Here is a 21,908-nt window from a genome sequence, read left to right on the forward strand (position 1 = left end):
TCCCCGCCGCTAGTGCGCGCGCCGCTCATCGGCCACCTGGGGCAGAATACAGAAGGTTTAGTGCGGGCCTATAGCTCAATTGGTTAGAGCAGCGGACTCATAATCCGTTGGTTCCAGGTTCAAGTCCTGGTGGGCCCACCATTTCTCCTCAAACAGCTGCTGCCGCCTGACACCCATGGCGGTTCCAGGTTACTCAGGCCTTCCTGGCCCTCGCCCTTCGGGCTCCCTCCGGTCGTGTGAATCGGCCGTCCTGGCCGATTCATCAAGTCCTGGTGGGCCCACCATTTCTCCTCAAACACCTGCTGCCCACTGGCATCGATGGCGGTTCCAGGTTACTCGGGCCTTCCTGGCCCTCGCCCTTCGGGCTCCCTACGGTCGTGTGAATCGGCCGTCCAGGCCGATTCATCAACTCCTGGTGGGCCCACCACTTCTCCTCAAACACCTGCTGCCCACTGGCATCGATGGCGGTTCCAGGTGACTCGGGCCTTCCCGGCCCTCGCCCTTCGGGGCTAATTGGATCTTCGCGCGAACGCCTTAGAGCAGCTCCAACACATTCTCCGGCGGGCGGCCCATCGCGTAGCGGCCCTTGATACACACCACCGGACGCTCAATCAGTTTGGGGTGTTGATGCAGTAGCTCGGCCCACTCCATCTCACTACGCTCGTCTGCCAATGACAGCCCCAGCTCCTTGAACAAGGCTTCTTTGCTGCGAATCAGATCGGTCACGGGGCAACCCAGCCCTTCGGCGGCAGCCATGATGGCGGTGGCGCTGGGCGGCACTTTCAGGTATTCCACCACCTCAACATCCATTCCGCTCTCACGCAACAACTCCAAGGTTTGGCGGCTCTTGCTGCAGCGAGGGTTGTGCCAGATGAAATCCGTCATTTCTATGATTCGCAGTCGAAGTGGCCGTGGAGCCTAATGACATTCGCTCGGGGACTCAAGCAGCGCATCCCCTGGGGTTTTTCTGGCTGAGCGCTACCAATGCTCCCTACAACGGTTCCCCGGCTTAGCGGGATGATCCCGCCTATGTCCCATGCACCGCGTTCGGATTGCCGAAGTCTTGCACCCACAGAAGAACTGCTAGAGCATGCGCACACCTTCAACGGGATGTTCGTAGATGCAACGGCACGGCTTTTGGCTACAGCTTCGACTGTTTTTGCGGCACCGAAGTGCGCGCACTCATGTGGTCCTGGGCTACTCCATGTATATGCTCTTGGGCTGGGCCTTGCTCGCGACACCATGGGCCCGGGAGGACGGCCAGACCGTCGCTGCCATCGATCACCTGTTCATCGCTGCATCAGCCGTATCCACCACAGGCCTGGTATCAATCAGCCCGGCAGATAGCTACAGCTTTTTTGGCGAAATTGTCATTTTGCTTCTGATCCAGGCCGGAGGCATTGGCTACATGACCTTAGGTTCGGTGTTCGTCCTGTCCATCTCCCACCACTGGCACCGCCGCCAAGACAATCTGGTACGCACCACATTCACATTGCCCAAAGAGTTCGACACCCGGCGGTTTGTACTGAACGTCGTCGTGTTTACGCTGGTCATTGAAGGGCTTGGTGCCGTCGCGCTCTGGGCAATGTTTCGACATCTCGAGGTACCGAACGCGCTTTGGCAAGCCCTTTTTCATGCAGTCTCTGCTTTTTGTACGGCGGGGTTTTCGCTATTCAACACCAGCCTTGAAGCCTTTTCTGATCATATTGGTGTGAATATCGCCATTATGAGTCTCAGTCTTCTCGGCGCAGTAGGCTTCATTGTGATGAGCGACTGGTGGCTTGCGCTCACCCGCCGGGGTGGGCAGGTGGGCATTACAAGCCGAATCATTTTGCGAGCCACCTTTTGGGGCATTGCAATTGGCAGTGTGGTTCTGCTTGCTACTGACTCGGCACTCGCCCAACTTCCACCAACTGAGCGACTGCTGGCGGCAGTTTTTCAAACGGTTACCGCGTTGACCACGGTGGGGTTCAACACCTACCCCATCTCAGGCCTCACCGCCAGCTCCTTGCTGATTCTGATCATCGCGATGGTGATGGGTGCCTCGCCCAGTGGCACGGGTGGAGGACTGAAGTCCACCACAGTCGCGAGTATCTTCTTCACAACCCGCGCACAGCTACGTGGCGAAGATGAGGTTCGGGTTTTTGGGCGCACACTGACCACGCCTCAACTGCGCCTGGCCTATGCGGGCCTCGGCTTTTACTTGGGCTTACTGCTGCTTGGAAGTTTTCTGCTGCTTCTGGTGGATTCGCAGGATTTTCTGAGCTTGGTTTTTGAGGCCGCCTCCGCCTTGGGCACCGTGGGATTGAGCTTAGGTGCAACCAGCGACCTCTCGACGCTGAGTAAATCCGTACTCGTCTTCTTGATGTGGGCGGGGCGCATCGGGCCAATCACCCTCGGGATGGCTCTGTTTGCCATGCGCAACTCATCCGACCCTCGGGAGAGTGATGGAGGTCCAGCTGATATCGCTCTGTGAATCTTGGACATGCTGAAATCCACGCCGGAGTGGCAATGGCATAGCGCACCATCCTGCAAAACACAGATCCGTTTGTATGGCTAGACTCAATGCCCGCCTGCACATTTAGCCCTCATGCTGTCGCTGCCTGATCTGTCGAGTTTCACACCGCTGATTGTTGCGGCCTGCATTGCCGCGCTACTGCTCATTGGCTTGCACCTGTGGCTGCGGCGGCATGCGCCCGCCAACCCTGAAGCTCACCTGCCCCGGCAAATCACGGTGATTGTGGCTTGGAGTGCGGCGGTCATTCTGCTGGTGCTCACGCTGCCTATTTCGGAGTCGACGCGCGGGCAGTTATTGAGCCTGTTGGGCTTGATGTTAACGGCGCTGATTGCGTTGTCGTCCACCACCTTGGTGGCCAATGCTATGGCGGGTTTACTGCTGCGCATCATCAACAGCTTCGGACCGGGGGACTTCATTCGCGTGGGCGAGCATTTTGGGCGGGTTTCCGAGCGGGGCTTGTTCCATACCGAAATACAAACCGAAGACCGCGACCTGATGACTCTGCCCAACATGCACTTGATCACAACGCCCGTGACGGTGGTGCATGAGGAGGGCACGATTATTTCCAGCACGCTCTCGCTGGGCTATGACCTGCACCACCAACAAGTAGAAGATTGGCTGTGTGAAGCGGGTGCGCAGGCCGGGCTACTCGACCCCTTCGTGCAAATTCTGGAGTTGGGCGACTACTCTATTGTGTATCGCGTGGGTGGGCGCTTGGATGATGTCGGAAGCCTAATTACGGCGCGCTCGCAACTACGGGCAAGTATTCTCGACACCTTGCATGGAGCGGGAGTCGAGATTGTGTCCCCTGCATTCATGAACCAACGCCCGCAGCCTCCGGAACAGCGCGCCATTCCGCAGCAACCTGCGGCGAGGCAGGTCAAAACCTCAAAGGCAGAGTCGGCCGCAAAAGTCGAAGATATGGTCTTTGACAAGGCGGAGCAGGCTAGCCAAAAGCAACAACAGCAGCTGCGGATCGATGCAATCCGTACTGAGCTAGAGGCCCTTCAAGGCGATGACCCTCGCAAACCGGCTCTTGAGGCGGAGCAACGCAGTCTGGAATTGTTGGTGGCCTCTGCCTCACCCTCTGAACAGCCCTCGCCCAAAAGCTAAGCTCGCTCGTCCTTGGCAGACTCCATGACCACGAAAGTGCTGATGGAGCTCACCTGCGGCAGGGTGCCGAGCAGGTCGGTATGGAAGGTTTTGTAGGCGGCGAGATCGGCAGTTTCCACGCGAAGCAAATATTCAAAGGCGCCAGTGACGTTGTGACATTCCAGCACTTCGGGGGCCTGTACGATGGAGCGTTCAAAGCCAAGCTGGGACTCTTTGGTGTGATTGGATAACCCAACAGCGATGTAGGCGGTAAAACCCACCCCCAGTGCAGCACGGTTAACCACGGCGCGATAGCCCTGAATCACCCCCAGGCGCTCTAGCTCTTGAACCCTGCGCAAACACGCCGACGGCGAGAGGTTCACGCGCTGCGCCAGCTCGGCATTGGTCACTCGGCCATCAGCAAGCAGCTCATGCAATATTTGGTTGCTTTTTCTATCCAAATTAGCTGTTTGTTGCATTTTACTCCCGTATTTGCACAACTTTGCAAGCACATTCTGCCGTTTATTGCAGACAATATGTGCATGGACATGCACATTCTCTGGGGCCTCGTCGCCTTTTCCTTGGTCTCCTCCATCACGCCAGGCCCGAATAACCTCATGCTGATGGCCAGCGGAGCGAACTATGGTTTTCAACGATCCATTCCGCACATGCTGGGCGTCGCCATAGGCTTTGTGTTTATGGTGATGATGGTGGGGATGGGCTTAATGCAGCTCTTTGATGCCCTGCCCGCCAGCTATAGCGTACTGAAGGTTTTGAGCGTGACGTACTTGATCTACCTCGCCGTACGCATAGCAACGGCAAGCCCCAGCAGCTCAGCAGAACCCGCACAGGGGCGTCCTTTGAATTTTGGCCAGGCCGCGGCTTTTCAATGGGTCAACCCCAAAGCCTGGACCATGGCCCTGACCGCCATTTCCGTGTATGCACCCACGCGTGACCTGGGGGCTGTATTGCTTGTCGCCGCCGTTTTCGGCCTCGTCAACCTACCTTCGGTCAGCTTATGGACGGTACTGGGTTACCAGCTCCAGCGCGTACTGGCCCAGCCCCGACGCTTGCGGGCGTTTAACGTGGTGATGGCCATTTTGCTGGTGGGGTCACTTTACCCTGTACTCGAGCTGTAATTGCTGTGCAGAACTTTAAAGCGGGGGCTGGCAGTCCATTGGCAGCGTGCATAGCCAGAGACCGCCACACCGCTGCGACGCCAACCCTCATGATTGCTGTGGGCGGGCAGGCTCCACTACCAAGGTGCCACCCTCCACAGCGACTACAGTCACGGTCGCGCCCGCGGGCATGTCCGGCCCTTTGCAACGCCAACTGGTATCGCCGGCTTTAACCCGCCCCTGTCCGGCGACAATGGCTGTCTGTACCACTAGCGTGCTGCCAACAAAGCGATCCTGGAGAGAGTTCACGGCTTTGCCGCTGGTATCCAGGCCACCTTCTGGAGGATGCTTACGCTCCCATAAACGGTAGCCGACCACAAAGCCCACGCTGATCACAGCAAACAAGAAGACCTCAGCCATCAGGCTTAAACCCAAGGCTGCGGTGATCACTCCTACCAGGGCCGCCGCGAGGCCAAACCACATTAAGTACACGCCGGGAATCAAAGCCTCGGCAGCCATGAGCAACACGCCTAAACTGAGCCAGGTCCAGTGCGGGTGGCTACTCAACAACTCGATCATGCTGCCTCCGGGGCGACATTGAAGGGGACCACATGCCCCAGCGTGCAACTACTGCTTGGCATCCAGCAACTCTTTGATGCCATTGACGGAGCCAATAAGGTTACTGGCCTCCAGCGGCAGCATGATCACCTTTTGATTCTCGGCTGCGCCGATGGTTTCCAAGGCCTTGGTATAGCCCTGCGCAATGAAGTATTGGATGGCGGTCTTGTCGCCATTCTTCACGGCCTCGCTCACCACTTCGGCGGCCTTGGCCTCGGCGGCAGCCAAGCGTTCGCGTGCCTCGGCATCTCGCCTCGCGGCTTCCAATCGGCCATCGGCCTCCAGAATTTGAGCTTGCTTCTCACCCTCAGCCCGCTTGATTTCAGCCTCCCGTAAACCTTCAGCCTCTAAAATTTGAGCCCGCTTCTTCCGCTCCGCCTGCATCTGCATGCTCATCGCCTGCACCAGCTGAGGATCGGGCTCCAGATCAGAGATTTCGACGCGGCGCACGCTGGTGCCCCAGGGGTCGGAGGCTTCATCCAGAATTGCCAGCAAGCGGGCATTCATGGTGTCGCGCGAGCTCAAGGCCTGGTCCAGATCCATCTCGCCAATCACTGAGCGAATGGAGGTAATGGCCAAATTGCTCAAGGCCCGATCCAGATCATTCACCTCATACGCGGCGCGGCTGGCATCGTTAATCATGTAATACACCACGCCATTCACCGACACTGTGGCGTTGTCTTTAGTAATGACGGATTGAGCCGGAATATCGAGCACCTGTTCCATGATGTTGATCTTGCGACCTACGCGGTCCACAAAAGGAACAATCAAAGCTAGGCCCGGCTGCAAGGTGCGGGTATAGCGACCAAAGCGCTCTACGGTATAGCGATTACCCTGCGGGACAATTTTGACCCCTGAGGCGATAATGACGACGGCCAGAACCATAACGGCCAGTACAAAAACTTCCACGGATAACTCCTCAGTCATGAGCCAGGGCAAAGCGCTCCCTTGCGCCATAGATTACTTGCTGAGCCATTTGCGCATCCAGCGACAGCTCCACTGGCCCGCTCGAGTTGTTATGTGGCTCTGCCCGCCGGAATGACATCAAGCAGCGACAACTGGTCCCACGCGCTAAAGGAGCTAGGCCAGTGGTTAGACGCTCACGGCGAGCTCTGGCGGCCATCGCCCTTTGTGCACCCCAATCCAGCGTGGTTGCGGACACATCCGGAGCTGGGGCAGCAATGCATGGAGTACTCGGCGGAGCAGCTGGAGTCGCTGGCGAAGCGGCCCTACAGCGAGCTGGATTGGCTGCAAGACCAGCTGCCACAGCTGGGCCCCCTACCCGCAGCATTGTCATTGGGGCTCAGAGAGCCTGCCCACCATCAGCCGCCACAAACCCGAGCCGCGTCCGGCATTCCGGGGCGCAAGTGGGCACAAATTTGCGCCTTCGCCGAGCAGGTCCCGGCCGATGATCAGCCATTGCTGGACTGGTGCAGTGGCAAAGCCCACTTGGGCCGCCACCTCGCAGCAAGGGATGGCAGCGCACTCCATGCGGTGGAGCGCAACCCGGCGCTCTGCGAGCAGGGTCAAGATTTGGCGCAGCGTCAGGGCCTGGAGTGTTCCTACCAAGTCGCCGATGTGCTGAATCAGCCCACAATCATTCCCGCTGGGGCCCATGTTGTGGCTTTGCACGCCTGTGGCGACTTGCATCGCAGCCTGGCCAATCACCCACAACTGGATCAGGCCCAACACATCACGCTTGCTCCTTGCTGCTACCAACTTTGGCTACAGCAGCAATACCAACCTCTGTCAGCGGCTGCCCAAGGTCATGACCTACGTCTTAGCCGGAATCAAGTGCAATTGGCCGTACAGGATTTAGTCCATGCTCCTGCCAGGGAGCGCCGTGCTCACCAGACCATGGCCGCTTGGCGGCTAGCCTTTGACAGCCTGCAACGCGAACTTCGCGGGGTTGATGCTTACTGGCCGACACCTTCGCTTCCCCACCGGCAACTCAAGGATGGCTTCGCCGCCTTCATCCGCCGCTTAGCTAAGCTCAAAGACCTGAGTCTGCCAGCCTCACTGGACTGGGCGGCCTGGGAGACGCAGGGTTGGACGCGCTTAGAGCGTGCCCGCCGCCTACAAGTGGTCCGCCATGCGTTTCGCCGCCCCCTGGAAATATGGCTGGTCTTGGATATTGCTCTGCGCTTGCAAGAGCGCGGCTTTAGCATGGAAATAACCACCTTTTGCCCGCGCCAGACCACACCAAGAAATTTACTTCTGCGTGGATATAGGCCGGACTAAGACACACCATCCTGCGCCAATCGGGAGTGGCGCACGGGCTTAACCTGGCTTAACCCGGCCCAGCTCATCCCGGCAATCAACCGCTCAATCAATACTGGCCTTCGCTTGCATCAGCATTTTGTAGATAGACGACTCATTGGCCATCCGCTATTTTTGTGATTGGAGAACAACTGCAGGCCTTAGGCATTGCAAAGCGGAGGGAACCTTGACTCGTTACCGCCCCAACTATTGGCTGGCTCTCGTCTGCATCACGCTGCTGAGCGGCTGTGACAACAATGAAACCGCGTCCATCGTGAATAGCGGTTGGCGTAGCGCCAGCAGCGGCGAGATCCGGGTGGAGTTTGAAGGCTTCTCGCAATACTCCCAAAGCTTTGAACACTTTCGTGCGCTGTTACACGCCGAGGATGCCAATACAATTCTGGCCGACATCGACCTACTGCAAACGGGGGGCATCGCCGATTTTGGCAGCCCGCCTGAAGGTCCTGTTCATCTGAGTATTGCCGTGCAGTGGCGTGATGCCGACGCTTGGCTTTTGCAAAGTTTGCTGGAGTTTCCGCGCGGCCGCTATCGGGTGCCAGCCCCCGCTATTTCTCAGCTGCAAAACAGCGTGTTGATTGACGTAGACGTCGATGCTCAGGCCATCAATGGCGGTGCTACATCGGCTGGCGTGAGTGCTTCCGATTGGCTAGCCTCTCGCTCCTGGGCCATTCCCAGCAGCACCTCATTTACTTTTGAGGATTTCCCGGCGCGCCAAAGCCCGGGTGTGATCCTGGCCTGGGCTGCGGATGCCCAAGCGGATGAGGTGCTATTCAGCTTGCGGCGGGAAGATCAGCTGATTGCGAACAACCGCTATGTGATGGTTGTCGACCAAGCGGCCCAAGGCATTGATGTGAGCGAACGCGGGCCGAATACCGACGTTTACGGGTTTAGCTTCCTGCCCGACCTGGTCTACGGCCCCTTTGTATTTTTGGACAGCGGCTCGTCCACTGCCAGCCTGAACATTTTGACCGCTGAAGCCGGCGAACAAGTGGTCTTGTCTGCATCCCGACCAGCCGCCGAATCCGAGTTCAACTGGCTGCGCTTAGAGGGGGCACAAACACCCCCGCCCGTCTACACGCCATCCTTCTGGGAGGCGGCTGTGGACCTCGGCGACTACGATTCCAGCACCTACACCTTAGCCTTCAATCAAACTGCGGCTGAGCCCGCGCTGTCTGCGTCTAGCTGCGGCGTGAGCATTCGCAACGACGTTGCCACGTGGTGCCTCTATGCCCCAGCCACACGGCAAGAGATCACTGTCCCCCGTCTGCCAGCGGATTTAGCCGCCCAAGTCGACCGAGACCAATTACAGGGCATGCGTGAAAGCTTTCAGCTGGCGAGGGAGGATAACTATTCGAACTACTCGGCCTGGGTCCGCGACGCTGTGCAGCGCCGTGACAACATGGGCGGCGCCTCCTTACTCAGCGTCGCAGCGCAAATGTCCGCCGACATTCAGGAACCGAGCTGCCTAGTTGAGCTTCCGGCGCTTGGGCTTTGCCTCAACCTGCCCAGCACCATCGAGGCCCCTACGGCGCAGCGCAGACAAATTCCCCCGCACATTCACCGTCCCACGCTATTCCCCAGTGATGGCTATGCAGACGGCAGATCAGGACGGTAGCCACTCAAGAATTGGGCAGCACTCCAAGCTGCACAGGACATTGCCCGGCTAGGCGGTAGCAGCATTCGTATGCGGCGCCACACCGACCAATAAGTGGCGCTGCAATTGCGGCATGCGGACGGGCTCCACCAGAGCCTCGTGGGCACCAATGGCGCGCGCCATTTCTGCATAGGCGGCGGCGGGTATATCGCCGTGGCGCGCCAAGGCCACCACCCGAGCTCCGGGATTGTGATGACGGGAAGCCTTGATGACCTCCACACCGCAAACGTCATCTAGGATGATCGATACCAAGACCAAATCCGGCTGGGTGGTTGCTGCCAAGTACACCGCCTCAGCGCCGCTATTGGCTTCGACTAGCTCACAATGATTCGCCCATTCCTGTCGCAGGTGGGCGCGCAGCTCTTGGTCGGTGACTGCGATAAGAATGCGCTTCATGACCGATCCTGCACAGCCCAGAGACGATGGGCAGTGACTCTGCAGACGGCGAAATCATTCTGTGTCATGCCAGCCCTCCATGGCCGGTAGTGAAATGTCGCTCATGCCCAGGCAAGGCCCAGGCTTTGAGTATCCTGGCGACTATATTGCGCCCTGCCACCTACCGTTTTCGCGAGCCCCTGTACGGAGGCCTTGCCCGCCGAAAGCGCCGATTCAGGTACGCCTGTTCCTACATTGTCGACTGAGGTTGTGGTCCTTGGCCCAGGGCTGGACATCCGCACACCAGTCACGTCATCCTCTAACGAAATTTAGTCTAACGCTTTGCTAGCAGTGGTGCTTGTCGTAAATACATAGGGCCCGTTTACGACTACCATGGGCTCGTCTTCACGTATCGGCAGTCCGAATTCGCTATGGATGCCCTGAGTCAGTTATTCACCAGCCTGAACATCCGTACCAAGGTGTTCCACAACGCCGTGCAATGCGGTCGCTGGAGGGTGAGCGAGCCCGCTTTTGAGCAAGTGCTCTTCCACTGCATTAGCCATGGGCAGGCGCGCATTGAGGCTGCTGAGCATGGTCTGCGCTACCGGCTCCATGCGGGCGACTGCGTTTTTGTTCGCCCCGGCGTGCGGCATGCCTTGCAGGCCGATGTGGACGACGCAGACGACTTCGACCCCACCCAGCATCTACGCAGCGATGGATGCATTAATGCGGCTGATGATGTGGGCATGATGTGCGGGCAGCTGGCCTACGATGGGGCTCTGGCTGCACCATTCCTAGCCGGCTGGACTCCATTACTGGTTCTCCGCGGTAGTGAAGCGCCACTCGCAGCACGCCTACAGCCTTTGATGCAGCTATTACTGGCCGAAAGCGGCGAAGCCGAACGTGGCAGCGAGCTGGTTCTCAATCGTCTGGGTGATGTGTTGATGATGCATGTGTTTCGGCATCTGCAACAGGCCACCCAAACCGACGACAACACCCTGCAGGCCTTTGTCGACAAGCGCCTGCGCGGTGCGCTCACGGCGCTTTATCTGGAGCCAGAACGTGAATGGCAACTCGACGACCTGGCCCAATGTGCGCATATGTCGCGCTCGGCCTTTGCAGAGCAGTTTCGTGCGCAAATCGGTCAGTCGCCTCTGGAATATCTACGGACGGTGCGGATGCAGCGCGCCTGGCGCTACTTACGTGAATCGCAAGAAACCATTCAGCAAATCGCCTTACAGTGCGGCTATCAAAGCGAATCGTCCTTCTCTAAGGCCTTTCAGAAAATCTTTGGCTGCCGGCCTGGACAGTTGCGCACACAGTCCGGTCGCTAGGACAGCAGCACCGGCACCATGAACATGCCGGCCAGCCTCAGCGCCAACTAAGCTGAACTTCGGTTTTGCTGGAGCTCCATCCCATGGTCGCCAAACTCTCTCAATCACTGCTTTTTTTCATTCTGGCCAGTCTTAGTGGCCTGAGCTTGGCCCAAGCCCCGATCAACACCTTGGGCGAAGACCCCGGCTTTTTCCGTGACCCAGAACCGACCGGAATTGCCATTCGTGGTTACGACGCCGTGGCCTACCACCTGCTTGGTAAGCCCACACCCGGTTTGGCCGAACACAGCCTGGACTATCAAGGGGCCACTTGGCACTTTGCCAACGCCAAGCATAAGGAGTTGTTTGCCAATGACCCCAGTGCCTACGCGCCGGCATATGGTGGCTACTGCGCCTATGGTGTATCCAAGGGCTACCTGGTCAAAATTGAGCCGGACCAATGGCAAATTGTTGATGGCCAGCTATATCTGAACTACGACGCCAGCGTCTCCAAAAAATGGCGCCGCGATATCCCCGGCTATATTGCCGAGGCCAATAAGAAATTCCCCACCTTGTTTGAACAATAAGTCGAGGTCCCGGTCATGTCCGACACCAAACTTCTGCACCGTGCACTGCCCTGGGCCTTGAGCCTATTTGTGAGCTTTGTTTTCATCCAAAGCCTGTTCTTCAAGTTCACTGGCTCCCCAGAGACCGTTTACATCTTCGAAACCAAGCTGGACCCCTGGGCGGCAAGCCTAGGGTTTGCGGGGGTGTTTGCACCCGGCGGCATCTTCTCCGCCAAAGTCATTGGTAGTTTTGAGCTCATCGCCTCGGTGCTGTTGCTGCTGGGCATGCTGATTCCCCGCCTTGCCATCCTCAACGCAGCAGGTGCCTTGCTTGGCTTGGGCGTGATCTCCGGGGCCATCGGCTTTCACCTATTCACTCCCTTGGGTGTGGCGGTGCAAAATGCCGACGGCAGTAGCGATGGCGGCGCGTTGTTTGCGATGGCCTGCGGGGTGTGGCTGAGCTGCGCCGGACTGCTTTACCTCCGCCGAAAAGCTTTGCTGGGCCTGGTAACAGGGCGAAGTCGTTTAGCAGCCGCTTAGCTGCTCTGTGGTGGCAAACAATCACTTTTTGAGGCTAGCCCATGCTTGAACTCAGACAGTGCTGCGAGCACTGCGGAGTAGACCTACCTCCACACAGTACGAATGCGCGCATCTGCTCTTTCGAGTGCACATTCTGCGCGGCATGTGCGGAAGGCTTGCTCGACAATATTTGCCCCAACTGTGGCGGAAACTTCTGTCCCCGCCCCATACGACCCGCCAATGCGTGGCTTGGTGATAACAGTCTGCAAAAGCACCCCCCGGTAGAGACCAAGCTCCACCGGCCAGTGGACCTGCGCCGCCATGCTGCGCTCGTGGAGCGCTTAGGCCAGTTACCGCCCCACAAACGCTAAGGGCTTTTTGCCGATGGTCATCCAGTCGTCATAGGACTGTCTTAATCTTTGGTGCTTGAGAACCTGACCAGAATCCGCCATGGCCCCTCCACTAAACCGACGCGAATTTCTCTCCACAGTCACTTTGGGAGCAGCCGGCGCCAGCTTTGCAGCCTTGATGCCCGCCCGGGCCCAGGCACAAGCCCAAGCCTTTTGCCGGGAACTGCCTGGGGGCGAATGGCACTTCCCCGCCCGCGAGGAACTCTTGCCCTTTGGCCATGCGGTGGCTTCCGGTGACCCGCTGCAGGACCGAGTCATCCTCTGGACCCGCATCACGATTCCTGATGCGCGCGGCTGGGACGTGACCCAAGTGCCGGACCCACAGGGCTTTCAAAGCGTGGATGTGGGCTGGGTGATTGCCAGCGACCCAGAGCTGCAAACCATTGTTAACAGCGGTGTGGTTAGCACCGACGCCAGCCGCGATTTCACGGTGAAGGTGGACGCCGACGGCCTGCAACCCGGCACCACTTACTGGTACGCCTTTACCGCCCTGGGCTTTCGCTCTCCCATTGGCCGTACCCGCACCGCACCCGCCACCGGCCAGGGCATTACTGAGCTCACCATTGGTCATGTGTCCTGCACCTCCTGGTGGCAAGACTTCTTCAACGGCTATGGCCGCATGGGTGCGCGCAACGATATCGACCTGATCACCAATGCCGGCGACCATGTTTACGAAGTGTCCGGCAACCATATGTCTAGCCGGCAATATCCGGACAAGGACGGCAACCCCCAAATTCGTGGTTACGAGGACATCGACAACCGCGACTGGCGAACCATTGGCGAAAACCGCCGGCGCTACGCCCTGTATTACCAATGTCCGAACATGCTGGCCGCCCACCTGGCCGCCCCCTTCGTGGTGTTGGGCGACAACCATGACTACGACGCCACCCAGTTCAGCGAGGATGCCTTCATCACCCTAGAGCAGTCCGGCGAAGTCTTCCACGAGTGGACGCCGCAACGGCCTACCTTGGCCGATGGCTCAGGGCGCTGGCGCCCCTTCACTGGCCCTAACGAACAGGTGGACATCCCCCGCGGTCTGGAGACCTTCAACCAGTATCGGGTGCTGGATTTTGGCGATGTAGCCCAAATCATCGTCATGGATGTGCGCTACCAACGCGATGAGAATGCGGTGGAGAGCAAACTGCTGGGCGACAAGCAATGGAACTTCCTCACCCAGACCCTGCTCGATGGCAAGGCCCGCGGCGTTCGTCACAACGTTCTGATTAACCAGCACAACATGTCGCAGCTGGGCACGCTGAACACCCCCTTCTATACCCAATATCAAGAGCAGTTCCAGGAGATGTTTGGCATCGACCCGCGCGGGCCCGAGCTCTACACCACCTCCTGGGGCGGCTTCCCCGAAGAGCGGCGCAAGTTCTACCAATGGCTACGCGATAACGAGATTCGCGACAACATCGTGCTCAGCGGAGATTCGCATGGGTGGTTTGCCTCCGACCTCACCGAAGACCCGCAGCTGCCCAACTACCTGCCCCGCACCGGGCTCTCCCCGCTGCCCGTGGTCGGTGTAGAAATGGTGGGTACCGCCATGGGTCGCCCCGGCGCCCAGGATGTGGTGGCCGACACCCTGTACTGGCAGGCCAATGGCGGCCGCCAGAATGCCCCCTTTGACGATGCCGAAACCTATGACGCGGTGTATAGACCCGCCGCCCTGCCCGCCGCCATCGCCATTGAGGCAGCCGCCCAAGTGGCCAACCCCAATCTGATTTACTTCAACTGGAAAGCCCAATACGGCTACACCATGGTGCACCTGCGTGAGTCTGAGGCCTTCCTAGAGGCCTGGACCACGCCGCAGCGCGAGATGAGCGAGGAACAAACCCTACTGATCAAACTGCGTACCCCGCGTGGCAATCCGCACCTCACCCCCGTGGAAGCCGCACCGCTGGCCACCGGGGAGCAAGGCTCGCGTCAGGATCCGCCCATCATCGCACCGCAGACAGTGCTTGCCGAAGAAAGCCTGAATCCGCCCGTCGAGGACAACAACACAAGTGGTGCTGATTCGGGGAACGGGTCCGGCAGCGGTTCGCTGGGTGTGGGTCTCGGCGCGATTGCCGCCGCCGCAGCCTTGGCACAAGGCCTGAGCCGTCGCCGGGCAGCAATCTCCGTAGATGCTAAGGCCTCCAACTCTTCTGCCCCGACCTCCAAGCCCGATATCGCCGAGGATTAAGACCCGCAATCGAGGGCATTTATGGCCTAGGCTCGGCAGGATTTGGCCATGCTGGGCAGTCTGCACCGAGAGCCACGGCGCGCACGTCGATCACCCGTCCCTGCGGATGCAGGAAATGCGACTGCTGGCAGAAGCTGCCCGGCGCATCACGTGGGTAAGAGTGCGGGTCGCGATCATCCTTCCAGTTGGGGGGAATGTTGGCCAAGGGTGGGGCGGCGGTTTCGCCTTCGTCCCAGACCATGAGTGCGGACTGTTGCTGCGCGGCCAATGACGCCGACCCACCCGGCTGGGCGTAGCTGACCTCGCGCCCCTCTAAGGGCAAACCCCAGAGCAGGTCCACGTCGACCTCGCGTTCGCGGGCCCATTGCGCGCGCGAGCTGTAGCAAAAGCGAACGGCCTCGCCACATTGCTCCGGGCTGCGAAACATCACATCCGCTAGGTCCACGCCAATGGTGCGCGCCAGGGCATAGGCCGACCAATGGGTCACCTGATGGTCGGCCCAGGCGGGACGCAGCAAGACCTGATTGTCGGGCCCCGCCAAGACCTGGTTGTTCGCGATGTGATGGGCGTAGCCGTTGTTTTCGGCGCGGTCCCAGAGCATCTGAATGAGACCAAAGGCCAGGGCCCGATCCAGATCGCCGGTGTAGGCCGTATACAGTGGGGTTGCAAAACTCAGCGGGATGGGGTCCACGATAGAGCCCGTGAAGCCGGTACTGCGTTGCAGCAAGATGCTGTAGGCCATACCCGGAACGCCCAGAACGCCGCGGGTGATGTCCTTGCTCATGGCCACCACCACACCACCCAGAATGCCGCCCTGGCTGATACCGTGGTAGTACACCGGCTCGGCCAGAAAGCGCGGCCCATCCGCATCACGGAAGGCGGGGTGCGCAGACAGCCCTTCGGGGTGGCGCAACAACCGGGCCAGAAACAGCATGTTCAACATGCCCTGTTGGGAGCCATCCGGAACGGCCGGGAACAGCGACAGATCCAGTAGCATGGCCGCCACGTTGGGGATATCTCCCTGGGCGAAGCCAAACCAGTCCACCGCGCAGAACAGGAAGTTGCTGGCCCGACTGAACTGGGGCACGCGGTCGTAAGAGACGGCCTGGCGTGAGTCCAACAAACCATGACCATAAATCCCGGCCCGCGCCGGGTTGGCGCTGGTGGATTGCTCGTGCAGTCGGCAGAAGAAGGGCACATCGATGGTGCCGCTTTGATCAGGCAAGCCGTCGCCCCACAGCGACAACGCTAGGTCATCTGGGTAAGTGGCGTCCGGCAGGTAATTCAGCCGGTTAGGCGGAATCGAAGCGCTGCTGCCGATGCGCAACACCTCACGCAGCGGACCCGCCACCTCGTTCAAGGGTTCCTGTTCTTCCAGAGCCGTCAGTACCGCGTCCACGGCATTGGCCGGGGCAGACTCTTCCAGCGGCGAGGGGTCGGCCGGCAGCACATAGCTGGGCACTTGCAGCGTGCCGCGAATCTCCAGGAAGTCATCATCGACAACTTGGGAGTCCACAGTGAAGGTCGGCGCCGCTCCTAGTTCCAGGACGCGGCCTTGGTCATCTTCCACCTGGCCGAGTACACGCCCAAAGGCATCATCGCGCATATGTTTAAGCCGACCACTGGTACTGGCTGCACTGGCCACGGTGAAGTCCCAGGCCAGGTAGAGGCCGGCATTGGCCTCGACTGCGATGCCCACGTCCTGCAGGATCGGGAAGACCCGTTGCTCCAGGTTGGCGCAGCGCGCAGCCAGTCCTGGCCAGTTAGCTGCCAGAGCGGCACTGCCATGGTCACGACAAGCGGCAAAGACGGCTTGCGCGGCAATGGGCTGCCCGTCCTGCGTGCGGAGGTCACGCAACACCACGATGTAGCGCCGCCCCTCCCTGAAGTTCTTCGCCGGCCGAATAATCACCGCCGGTTCAGCCGCCTGATTACTGGGTTCTCCGCCGGGTGGCGAGCGGAATCCGGCATTGGCATCAATTTCCGCCCACACCGGGTGCCGCGCTCCGGTTTCGGCATCGATGACCAGGATGCTCGCCGCAGGCTGCAGATACGCTCCGGGATCGTTCACGGAGGGCGCATTGGGCAGCGGCCCCAGCGCGTTCCCGTCGACATCACGCAGGATGGCCACATTGGGCACACGAGCTAGCAGCAGCTGGCCTGGCGAATAGCCATCACTGCGGTTCCATTCCCAAGGCTGGATCGGCGCGCCGGCGATGTTCCTGGGCATGGCCGCCAAGGGGAAGTTGATCAGCTGCCCTGTTCCTGCCCGTTCCATACTGCCCGGTGCACCGGCAGGCGCTGGCCGGGTGAAATGGTCACTGGGAAAGGGAAACAAGCAATGGGCAGGGTCTAAGGGGTCACAACCGCGCTGCTGCAACTCCGCCTCCTGGGCATCTAATGCAGCGGTATCCATGGGTTCCATGCTGCGAGAGCCCGCTGCCGAAGACAGCTCGCCTCGACCGCCTTCACAGGCGTACAGACCAAACGCCAGAAAAAGCATGATTAGCCGGTGGCCCGGCAGCCGTTGTAAATGCATGTTGTCTCCTCGCAGCCCCTCGGTCGGACAAATCTCTCCGACATGGGCAGGTTCAATGGCGAGTGTAACGACTCAGGAAACTAAGGTCTGTCGCAATTTTCTGCGCACCTTCGCATTCAGGGTAGATATCACTCACATCTCCGGGCCAATGCCACTCATCGTCGTGACGTTTGGCCATGGTCTGGACCCTGGGCCGGAGTGCTTGGAAAGATTGGAGCAGCATTTCGTTTGGGGGATTACCAGATAGAAGGAGTGCAGACTTGGCTCTTTCTATTGCCTCATCGAGGCTCTGGCTGATTCCCGAAGTACGGCCTGGCAAACGGAGCAAGCAGATCCTCAGGCACAATGAGCAAGGAACACATCGGGGAATGGACGCGTGCAACACCTCAAGTCACTGTTTGTTTCTGCATTTTCCAGCGGTGCAGTTGTGCTGAGCCTTGTCTCAGCGTGGATCATCATACAAAACGGTTTTGGGCCGACACCGTGGTGGGGCACCTTGATTGCGGCTGGAGGTGTGGCGGTGTTTTTCGGCTGGGTCTTCACCGGACGACACGCCCGCACTCCGAAGCGCCTTTGGCATGTACTCCTAGCGGGCGTGCTCGGCAGTCTGATTGCCGGCATGCTCGGCGGGGGCTGGGCCTTCGTACTAGCGGTACTCGTCGGCGTCGTAGGCACCCTACTCTACGACCTATGGTATTCGCGCTTTAACCAACGTGATGACTCGGTGCTGCGCTCCGGTCAGGCCTTGCCAGAGGCCGAGTTGTTCGACGTCGACGGCCACGCCCATTCTTTGCACAGCCTGAGTCACCAACCCACCGTGTGGATGTTCTACCGTGGCAACTGGTGCCCTTTTTGTATGGCTCAGATCAAAGAGGTGGTTGCGCAGTACCAAGAGCTGGCACGCCGTGGGGCGCAGGTGGTGCTGGTGAGCCCGCAATCCGACGCGCAGACGCGCAGTTTGGCGCAGAAGTTCTCCGTTCCCTTACGATTCATGCGCGACCGCGACAATGCCGTGGCTAAACGCCTGCGAATTTTCGCTGCAAACGGTCTGCCGACCGGCTTACAGGCGCTGGGCTACGACAGCGACGTCCCCCTTCCTACGGTCTTCATTACCAATGCCTCGGGCGTTGTCCTGTACGCCGACCTCAGCTCCAACTACCGTATTCGTCCAGAGCCCGCAGATTTCCTCAGGGTGTTGGATGACCATCTCACCGCATAAGCTCAGCCATTGAACATGCATGCCATAGCACTCAAGCATTGGCGCCAGCCAACTCGCTTACATTCAACCGTCAAAGCTCCACCACAACCGCGTGGCCTTGAGGTTCAGGTGCGGGTTCATGCCACTTCGGTGAATCCCAAAGACTGGAAACTCAACTGGAATGCGGCACGAGCTTTGGCGCCTGTGCCGGAGCGGTGGCTGCCACCGCTATTCGGCGACGACCTCGCGGCAGAAGTGATTGGCGTTGGCGATAAGGTCAGCCAGTTTGAAATTGGCGACGCTGTATATGGCATGGATATGCGCCCACGGACGGCCGCCCTCGCAGAAGTAGCCGTCATCAACGAGGCCCGCATCGCGCACAAACCACCTAGCCTCAGCTGGGTAGAGGCTGCGAGCATGCCACTGGCTGCGCAAACAGCCCTGCAGGGCCTGAACAAGGGCCAGGCCAAGTCGGGTTCGCGGGTACTCATCATCGGTGCCTCGGGCGGAGTTGGCACTTTTGCGGTGCAAATTGCAGCGGCCTGGCGTTGTGAGGTCACCGCCGTATGTAGCGGTCGAAACCGTGAGTTAGTACAAAGCCTTGGCGCCCAGCATGTCATCGATTACACCGTGGGTGACGAGTGGCGAAGTCAGGGCCAATATGACCTGATCTTCGACGTCACCAGCTTTGAGACTCCGCAGAGCTGTCATGCTCTGCGCGCACCGGGGTCCTGGTTCGTTTCCACAGGGGGTAATGCCCGTGCTTACTGGGGAGTGATTCGCGCGCGTGACCCGCGGAGTCAAATTGTGATCGTGGAATCTCATACCCAAGATTTGCAGACTCTGAATTCCTTAATCGCCGCTGGCAGCCTCGCGCCAGTGATTGATAGCGTGTACCCGCTGAGCAATGCTCAGCAAGCCTATGAGCGTAGCCGCTCCGGACGAAGCCGAGGCAAGGTTGTGATCGACCTGGACTAAGTCAACGGTCTTTACTCTTCTTTCACGGCCTGACATGGAAGCTGTTATTCGAAATCCATCAAGCGTGTGAAGGAGAAAGCGCGTGTGGCGGCGCTGGCAACCATGACCAACCACCATGGCAACGTGATGCTACGCCCCGTATGCGACCAAAACGCCTGGGTTAAAAATACCAGCTGCTGGTCGTGGTACTGAGCAAACTACCCCTGCATTGGCGCCTGGGCCTTCTTATGGGAGGCGTGGTCGTGATTGTGGCGGCGCTCACCACGGCCATACTCAGCAAAGAAATTGCGCATCAATCACAGCGCATGCTGGAAGGCGGGGTGCAGTCCCAGCTAAGCGCGCACGCCGAACGCGTCCGCGGCATCTTGAACGAGATTGAACGCGACCTGCAATTGCTGCATAGCCTGCCAGCGATGCAAGAGCTGGTTCACACTCAGCCCCTACCAAGTGGGGGAATCAATGCCCAAGGGCTTCCTCAAACCACGATGGATAGCATCGCCGAGGTTTTTCGCGGGCTACTACTGAGCCGCCCGCATTATCTGCAGCTGCGTCTGCTCAATGCCAACTCTAGCGGTGCAGAGCTCATTCGTCTGGAGCGCCCGCATTTCGATTGGCCCATTCGCAAGCCTGCAGCGCTGCAACATAAGGCGCACCGTCCTTATTTCCAGGCGGCAGTGGAGCATCCGCCTGGAGAAGTGTGGATGGGCAGCCCCTCGCTCAACCGAGAGTTTGCGCAGTTACAGCAGCCTGAGCAGCCGGTGCTGCGGGCAGGTATTGCCCTAGGCCCTAGTGACTCTCAGAAGGCCGTGGCTGTGTTGCTCATTAACGTGGATGCCGACTACATCCTGCACGGAGGCGAACATGCTCCTCCTCCTGGCTACTTGCTGAGCGTGGTTAATCAGCGTGGCGAGTATTTACTGCGTGCCGATGATGGACCACGGTACGCCTTCGACCATGGCCGTACAGCGACGGCAACAAATCTCGTACCTGAGCTGCAGTCTAAACTGACGCCCTCGGCGCATTCCGACGGGCCTAGCTTATATCAGCAGGGTGGCTTCTTAACCGGTGTGCAAACCTTGTTGTACGGCACTCCGGAACAGCGCCAGCTGTTGGGACTAATTATCCAATCTCCCATCCAAGCATCGAACCTGGTGTTGCAGAGCATCCTGCAAAAAAGCACCGGAAGCTTATTGCTGATGCTTGCGCTCACCAGCCTAGTCACATGGTTATTCGCCCGCAGCATCACCCGCCCTATCGGGACCCTGGCGTCAGCACTACAAGACCTCGAACTCGAACAGCCCTCTCTTCCCCCACTGCATGGCTCAGCTCCTGAAGTGCGTCAGCTTTATCAAAGCTTGGAGCGCCTACTGCGGCGACTACAAGAAAAACAAAACCAGTTGCTGCTTAGCCATGATGAGCTGGAGCAATTTGCGGTCTTCGCCGGAGAGGAGATCAAACGCCCTACCAGGGCTATTCATCGGCAGCTCGCGACTATCACCAATAACGTCCAGAACCGCCTTACTCCAGATAGCCGTGAAGCCTTAGGCAAGATCGAGAGCATGATCCAGCGACAGGTCCGCCTGCTCAGCGCCATGCTCAAACACATGCGCCTGGGTGCAGACAGCGTCATTGAGCCCATTGATCTCCACTTAGTGTTTCAAGGTGCCCAACAAGACCTCGCAGACGACTTAGAGCAAGCCGGTGCCAGTATTCATATCCTGCACACGCTGCCGACAATTCACGGCTACCGTGATCAGCTAGAGCTGCTCTTCTTCAACCTGCTGAAGAACGCTCTGCAGTTTCATGTTCCCCCCAGCAAACCCATCATCGAGATCGGGTGTCGCTCCATAGAGCCAGGTGAGTGGCAATTGAGCTTTTGCGATAACGGCCCCGGAATTGCGCCCCAGGATGTGGACAAAGTATTCACCGTATTTCACCGCGGGAGAAATACCGCATCCACACCAGGTGCTGGAATCGGCCTAGCCAGTTGCCGTAAGGTGGTCGCGATGCACCATGGTGAAATTTGGCTTGATAAAAACGACCAGACTGGAGCCTGCTTTCATATGACCTTGAAGGATCTAAAGCATTGAGCGCATTGCATGAAATTCTGCTGGTGGATGACAACCCGGCAGATAACTTTATTCACAAGTCGGTCATAGAACGTCTACACGCCGCGGGCAAGATTACCGTGGCCGAAGATGGCGCCCAGGCGTTGGAATACCTTCAAGACATTGCGGCCTCGCCAGAGCGGCGCATGCCCGAGCTTATCTTCCTCGACATCAACATGCCCCGCATGAATGGCTGGGAGTTCTTAGACCAGTTGGAAGCCATGGAAGACGCCATGCAAGGCACCATCGTGGTAATGATGCTGACCACTTCTCTGCATCCAGACGATCAAGCTGCCGCCGACCAACGCAAGGAACTGGCTGGTTTTTTGAACAAGCCTCTCACCAAAGCTGCACTGGGAGAACTGCTTGAAGAGAAGTTTCCTGGCCGGTTTTCGCGGGCAGACTAAAAAAGCCGACGTCGGCTGATGTGATTCAGG

The 21,908-nt window shown here is 58.9% G+C and carries 20 protein-coding genes and 1 tRNA gene; 15 read left to right on the forward strand and 6 right to left on the reverse strand.

Annotated elements, in window-relative coordinates:
- Nucleotides 1-64: 64 nt before the first annotated feature.
- Nucleotides 65-141: transfer RNA gene (locus tag KI787_09610), tRNA-Ile, on the forward strand.
- A 393-nt stretch (nt 142-534) separates the two neighbouring features.
- Here the strand turns inward: KI787_09610 and arsC are convergent.
- A complete protein-coding gene (arsC, locus tag KI787_09615; protein ID MBV6630210.1) occupies nt 535-885 on the reverse strand; it encodes an arsenate reductase (glutaredoxin) in 351 nt (116 codons plus the stop codon).
- A 319-nt stretch (nt 886-1,204) separates the two neighbouring features.
- Between arsC and KI787_09620 the strand changes: the two genes are divergently transcribed.
- Together KI787_09620 and KI787_09625 are read left to right on the forward strand one after the other, a co-directional pair.
- Complete coding sequence (locus KI787_09620) at nt 1,205-2,476, forward strand: hypothetical protein (protein MBV6630211.1); 1,272 nt, start codon at nt 1,205-1,207, stop codon at nt 2,474-2,476.
- 114 nt (nt 2,477-2,590) lie between these two features.
- On the forward strand, nt 2,591-3,631 hold the full coding sequence (locus tag KI787_09625) for a mechanosensitive ion channel (GenBank protein MBV6630212.1): 1,041 nt from the start codon (nt 2,591-2,593) through the stop codon (nt 3,629-3,631).
- On the opposite strand, the gene KI787_09630 is transcribed toward KI787_09625, so the two are convergent.
- Nucleotides 3,628-4,089 (reverse strand): Lrp/AsnC family transcriptional regulator, encoded by a 462-nt coding sequence (locus KI787_09630; protein MBV6630213.1) that lies wholly within the window; start codon nt 4,087-4,089, stop codon nt 3,628-3,630. The genes KI787_09625 and KI787_09630 overlap by 4 nt on opposite strands.
- 63 nt (nt 4,090-4,152) lie before the next feature.
- Between KI787_09630 and KI787_09635 the strand changes: the two genes are divergently transcribed.
- The gene (locus tag KI787_09635; protein MBV6630214.1) at nt 4,153-4,749 is read left to right on the forward strand and encodes a LysE family translocator; all 597 of its coding nucleotides are present in this window, start codon (nt 4,153-4,155) and stop codon (nt 4,747-4,749) included.
- A gap of 87 nt (nt 4,750-4,836) precedes the next feature.
- Here the strand turns inward: KI787_09635 and KI787_09640 are convergent, their stop codons facing one another.
- Entirely contained in the window at nt 4,837-5,307 is a 471-nt protein-coding gene (locus KI787_09640) for an NfeD family protein (GenBank protein ID MBV6630215.1), read from the reverse strand.
- A 48-nt stretch (nt 5,308-5,355) separates the two neighbouring features.
- Nucleotides 5,356-6,273 (reverse strand): SPFH/Band 7/PHB domain protein, encoded by a 918-nt coding sequence (locus tag KI787_09645; protein MBV6630216.1) that lies wholly within the window; start codon nt 6,271-6,273, stop codon nt 5,356-5,358.
- Nucleotides 6,274-6,384: 111 nt separating this feature from the next.
- Between KI787_09645 and KI787_09650 the strand changes: the two genes are divergently transcribed.
- Nucleotides 6,385-7,587, forward strand: coding sequence for a methyltransferase (locus KI787_09650; protein MBV6630217.1), 1,203 nt, complete (start codon nt 6,385-6,387; stop codon nt 7,585-7,587).
- Between the two features lie 205 nt (nt 7,588-7,792).
- On the forward strand, nt 7,793-9,241 hold the full coding sequence (locus KI787_09655) for a hypothetical protein (protein ID MBV6630218.1): 1,449 nt from the start codon (nt 7,793-7,795) through the stop codon (nt 9,239-9,241).
- A gap of 48 nt (nt 9,242-9,289) precedes the next feature.
- Here KI787_09655 and KI787_09660 read toward each other — a convergent pair whose 3' ends face one another.
- On the reverse strand, nt 9,290-9,676 hold the full coding sequence (locus KI787_09660) for a response regulator (GenBank protein MBV6630219.1): 387 nt from the start codon (nt 9,674-9,676) through the stop codon (nt 9,290-9,292).
- A 410-nt stretch (nt 9,677-10,086) separates the two neighbouring features.
- On the opposite strand from KI787_09660, the gene KI787_09665 reads away from it, so the two are divergent.
- The 5 genes from KI787_09665 (at nt 10,087) to KI787_09685 (ending at nt 14,648) form a co-directional block, all read left to right on the forward strand.
- Nucleotides 10,087-10,989 carry an AraC family transcriptional regulator gene (locus tag KI787_09665; GenBank protein MBV6630220.1) on the forward strand — a complete coding sequence of 301 codons (903 nt, stop codon included), beginning with the start codon at nt 10,087-10,089 and terminating at the stop codon, nt 10,987-10,989.
- Between the two features lie 83 nt (nt 10,990-11,072).
- Nucleotides 11,073-11,555 (forward strand): hypothetical protein, encoded by a 483-nt coding sequence (locus KI787_09670; protein MBV6630221.1) that lies wholly within the window; start codon nt 11,073-11,075, stop codon nt 11,553-11,555.
- Between the two features lie 15 nt (nt 11,556-11,570).
- The gene (locus tag KI787_09675; protein MBV6630222.1) at nt 11,571-12,074 is read left to right on the forward strand and encodes a hypothetical protein; all 504 of its coding nucleotides are present in this window, start codon (nt 11,571-11,573) and stop codon (nt 12,072-12,074) included.
- 41 nt (nt 12,075-12,115) lie between these two features.
- Nucleotides 12,116-12,424: a DUF1272 domain-containing protein gene (locus tag KI787_09680; GenBank protein ID MBV6630223.1), complete on the forward strand. Its 309-nt coding sequence runs from the start codon at nt 12,116-12,118 to the stop codon at nt 12,422-12,424.
- A 79-nt stretch (nt 12,425-12,503) separates the two neighbouring features.
- The gene (locus KI787_09685) at nt 12,504-14,648 is read left to right on the forward strand and encodes an alkaline phosphatase D family protein (protein ID MBV6630224.1); all 2,145 of its coding nucleotides are present in this window, start codon (nt 12,504-12,506) and stop codon (nt 14,646-14,648) included.
- Nucleotides 14,649-14,667: 19 nt separating this feature from the next.
- Here KI787_09685 and KI787_09690 read toward each other — a convergent pair whose 3' ends face one another.
- Nucleotides 14,668-17,187, reverse strand: coding sequence for a hypothetical protein (locus tag KI787_09690; protein MBV6630225.1), 2,520 nt, complete (start codon nt 17,185-17,187; stop codon nt 14,668-14,670).
- 376 nt (nt 17,188-17,563) lie between these two features.
- On the opposite strand from KI787_09690, the gene KI787_09695 reads away from it, so the two are divergent.
- From KI787_09695 to KI787_09710, 4 genes are all read left to right on the forward strand, one after another.
- Nucleotides 17,564-18,406, forward strand: coding sequence for a redoxin domain-containing protein (locus KI787_09695; protein ID MBV6630226.1), 843 nt, complete (start codon nt 17,564-17,566; stop codon nt 18,404-18,406).
- A gap of 108 nt (nt 18,407-18,514) precedes the next feature.
- A complete protein-coding gene (locus KI787_09700) occupies nt 18,515-19,363 on the forward strand; it encodes an NAD(P)-dependent alcohol dehydrogenase (GenBank protein ID MBV6630227.1) in 849 nt (282 codons plus the stop codon).
- 182 nt (nt 19,364-19,545) lie between these two features.
- The gene (locus KI787_09705) at nt 19,546-21,453 is read left to right on the forward strand and encodes a sensor histidine kinase (protein MBV6630228.1); all 1,908 of its coding nucleotides are present in this window, start codon (nt 19,546-19,548) and stop codon (nt 21,451-21,453) included.
- The gene (locus KI787_09710; protein ID MBV6630229.1) at nt 21,450-21,878 is read left to right on the forward strand and encodes a response regulator; all 429 of its coding nucleotides are present in this window, start codon (nt 21,450-21,452) and stop codon (nt 21,876-21,878) included. Before KI787_09705 ends, KI787_09710 begins: the two co-directional genes overlap by 4 nt.
- Nucleotides 21,879-21,908 lie beyond the last annotated feature (30 nt).

Origin of the sequence: Oceanococcus sp. HetDA_MAG_MS8 (genome assembly GCA_019192445.1) — a bacterium.
Classification (GTDB): Bacteria; Pseudomonadota; Gammaproteobacteria; order Nevskiales; family Oceanococcaceae; genus MS8.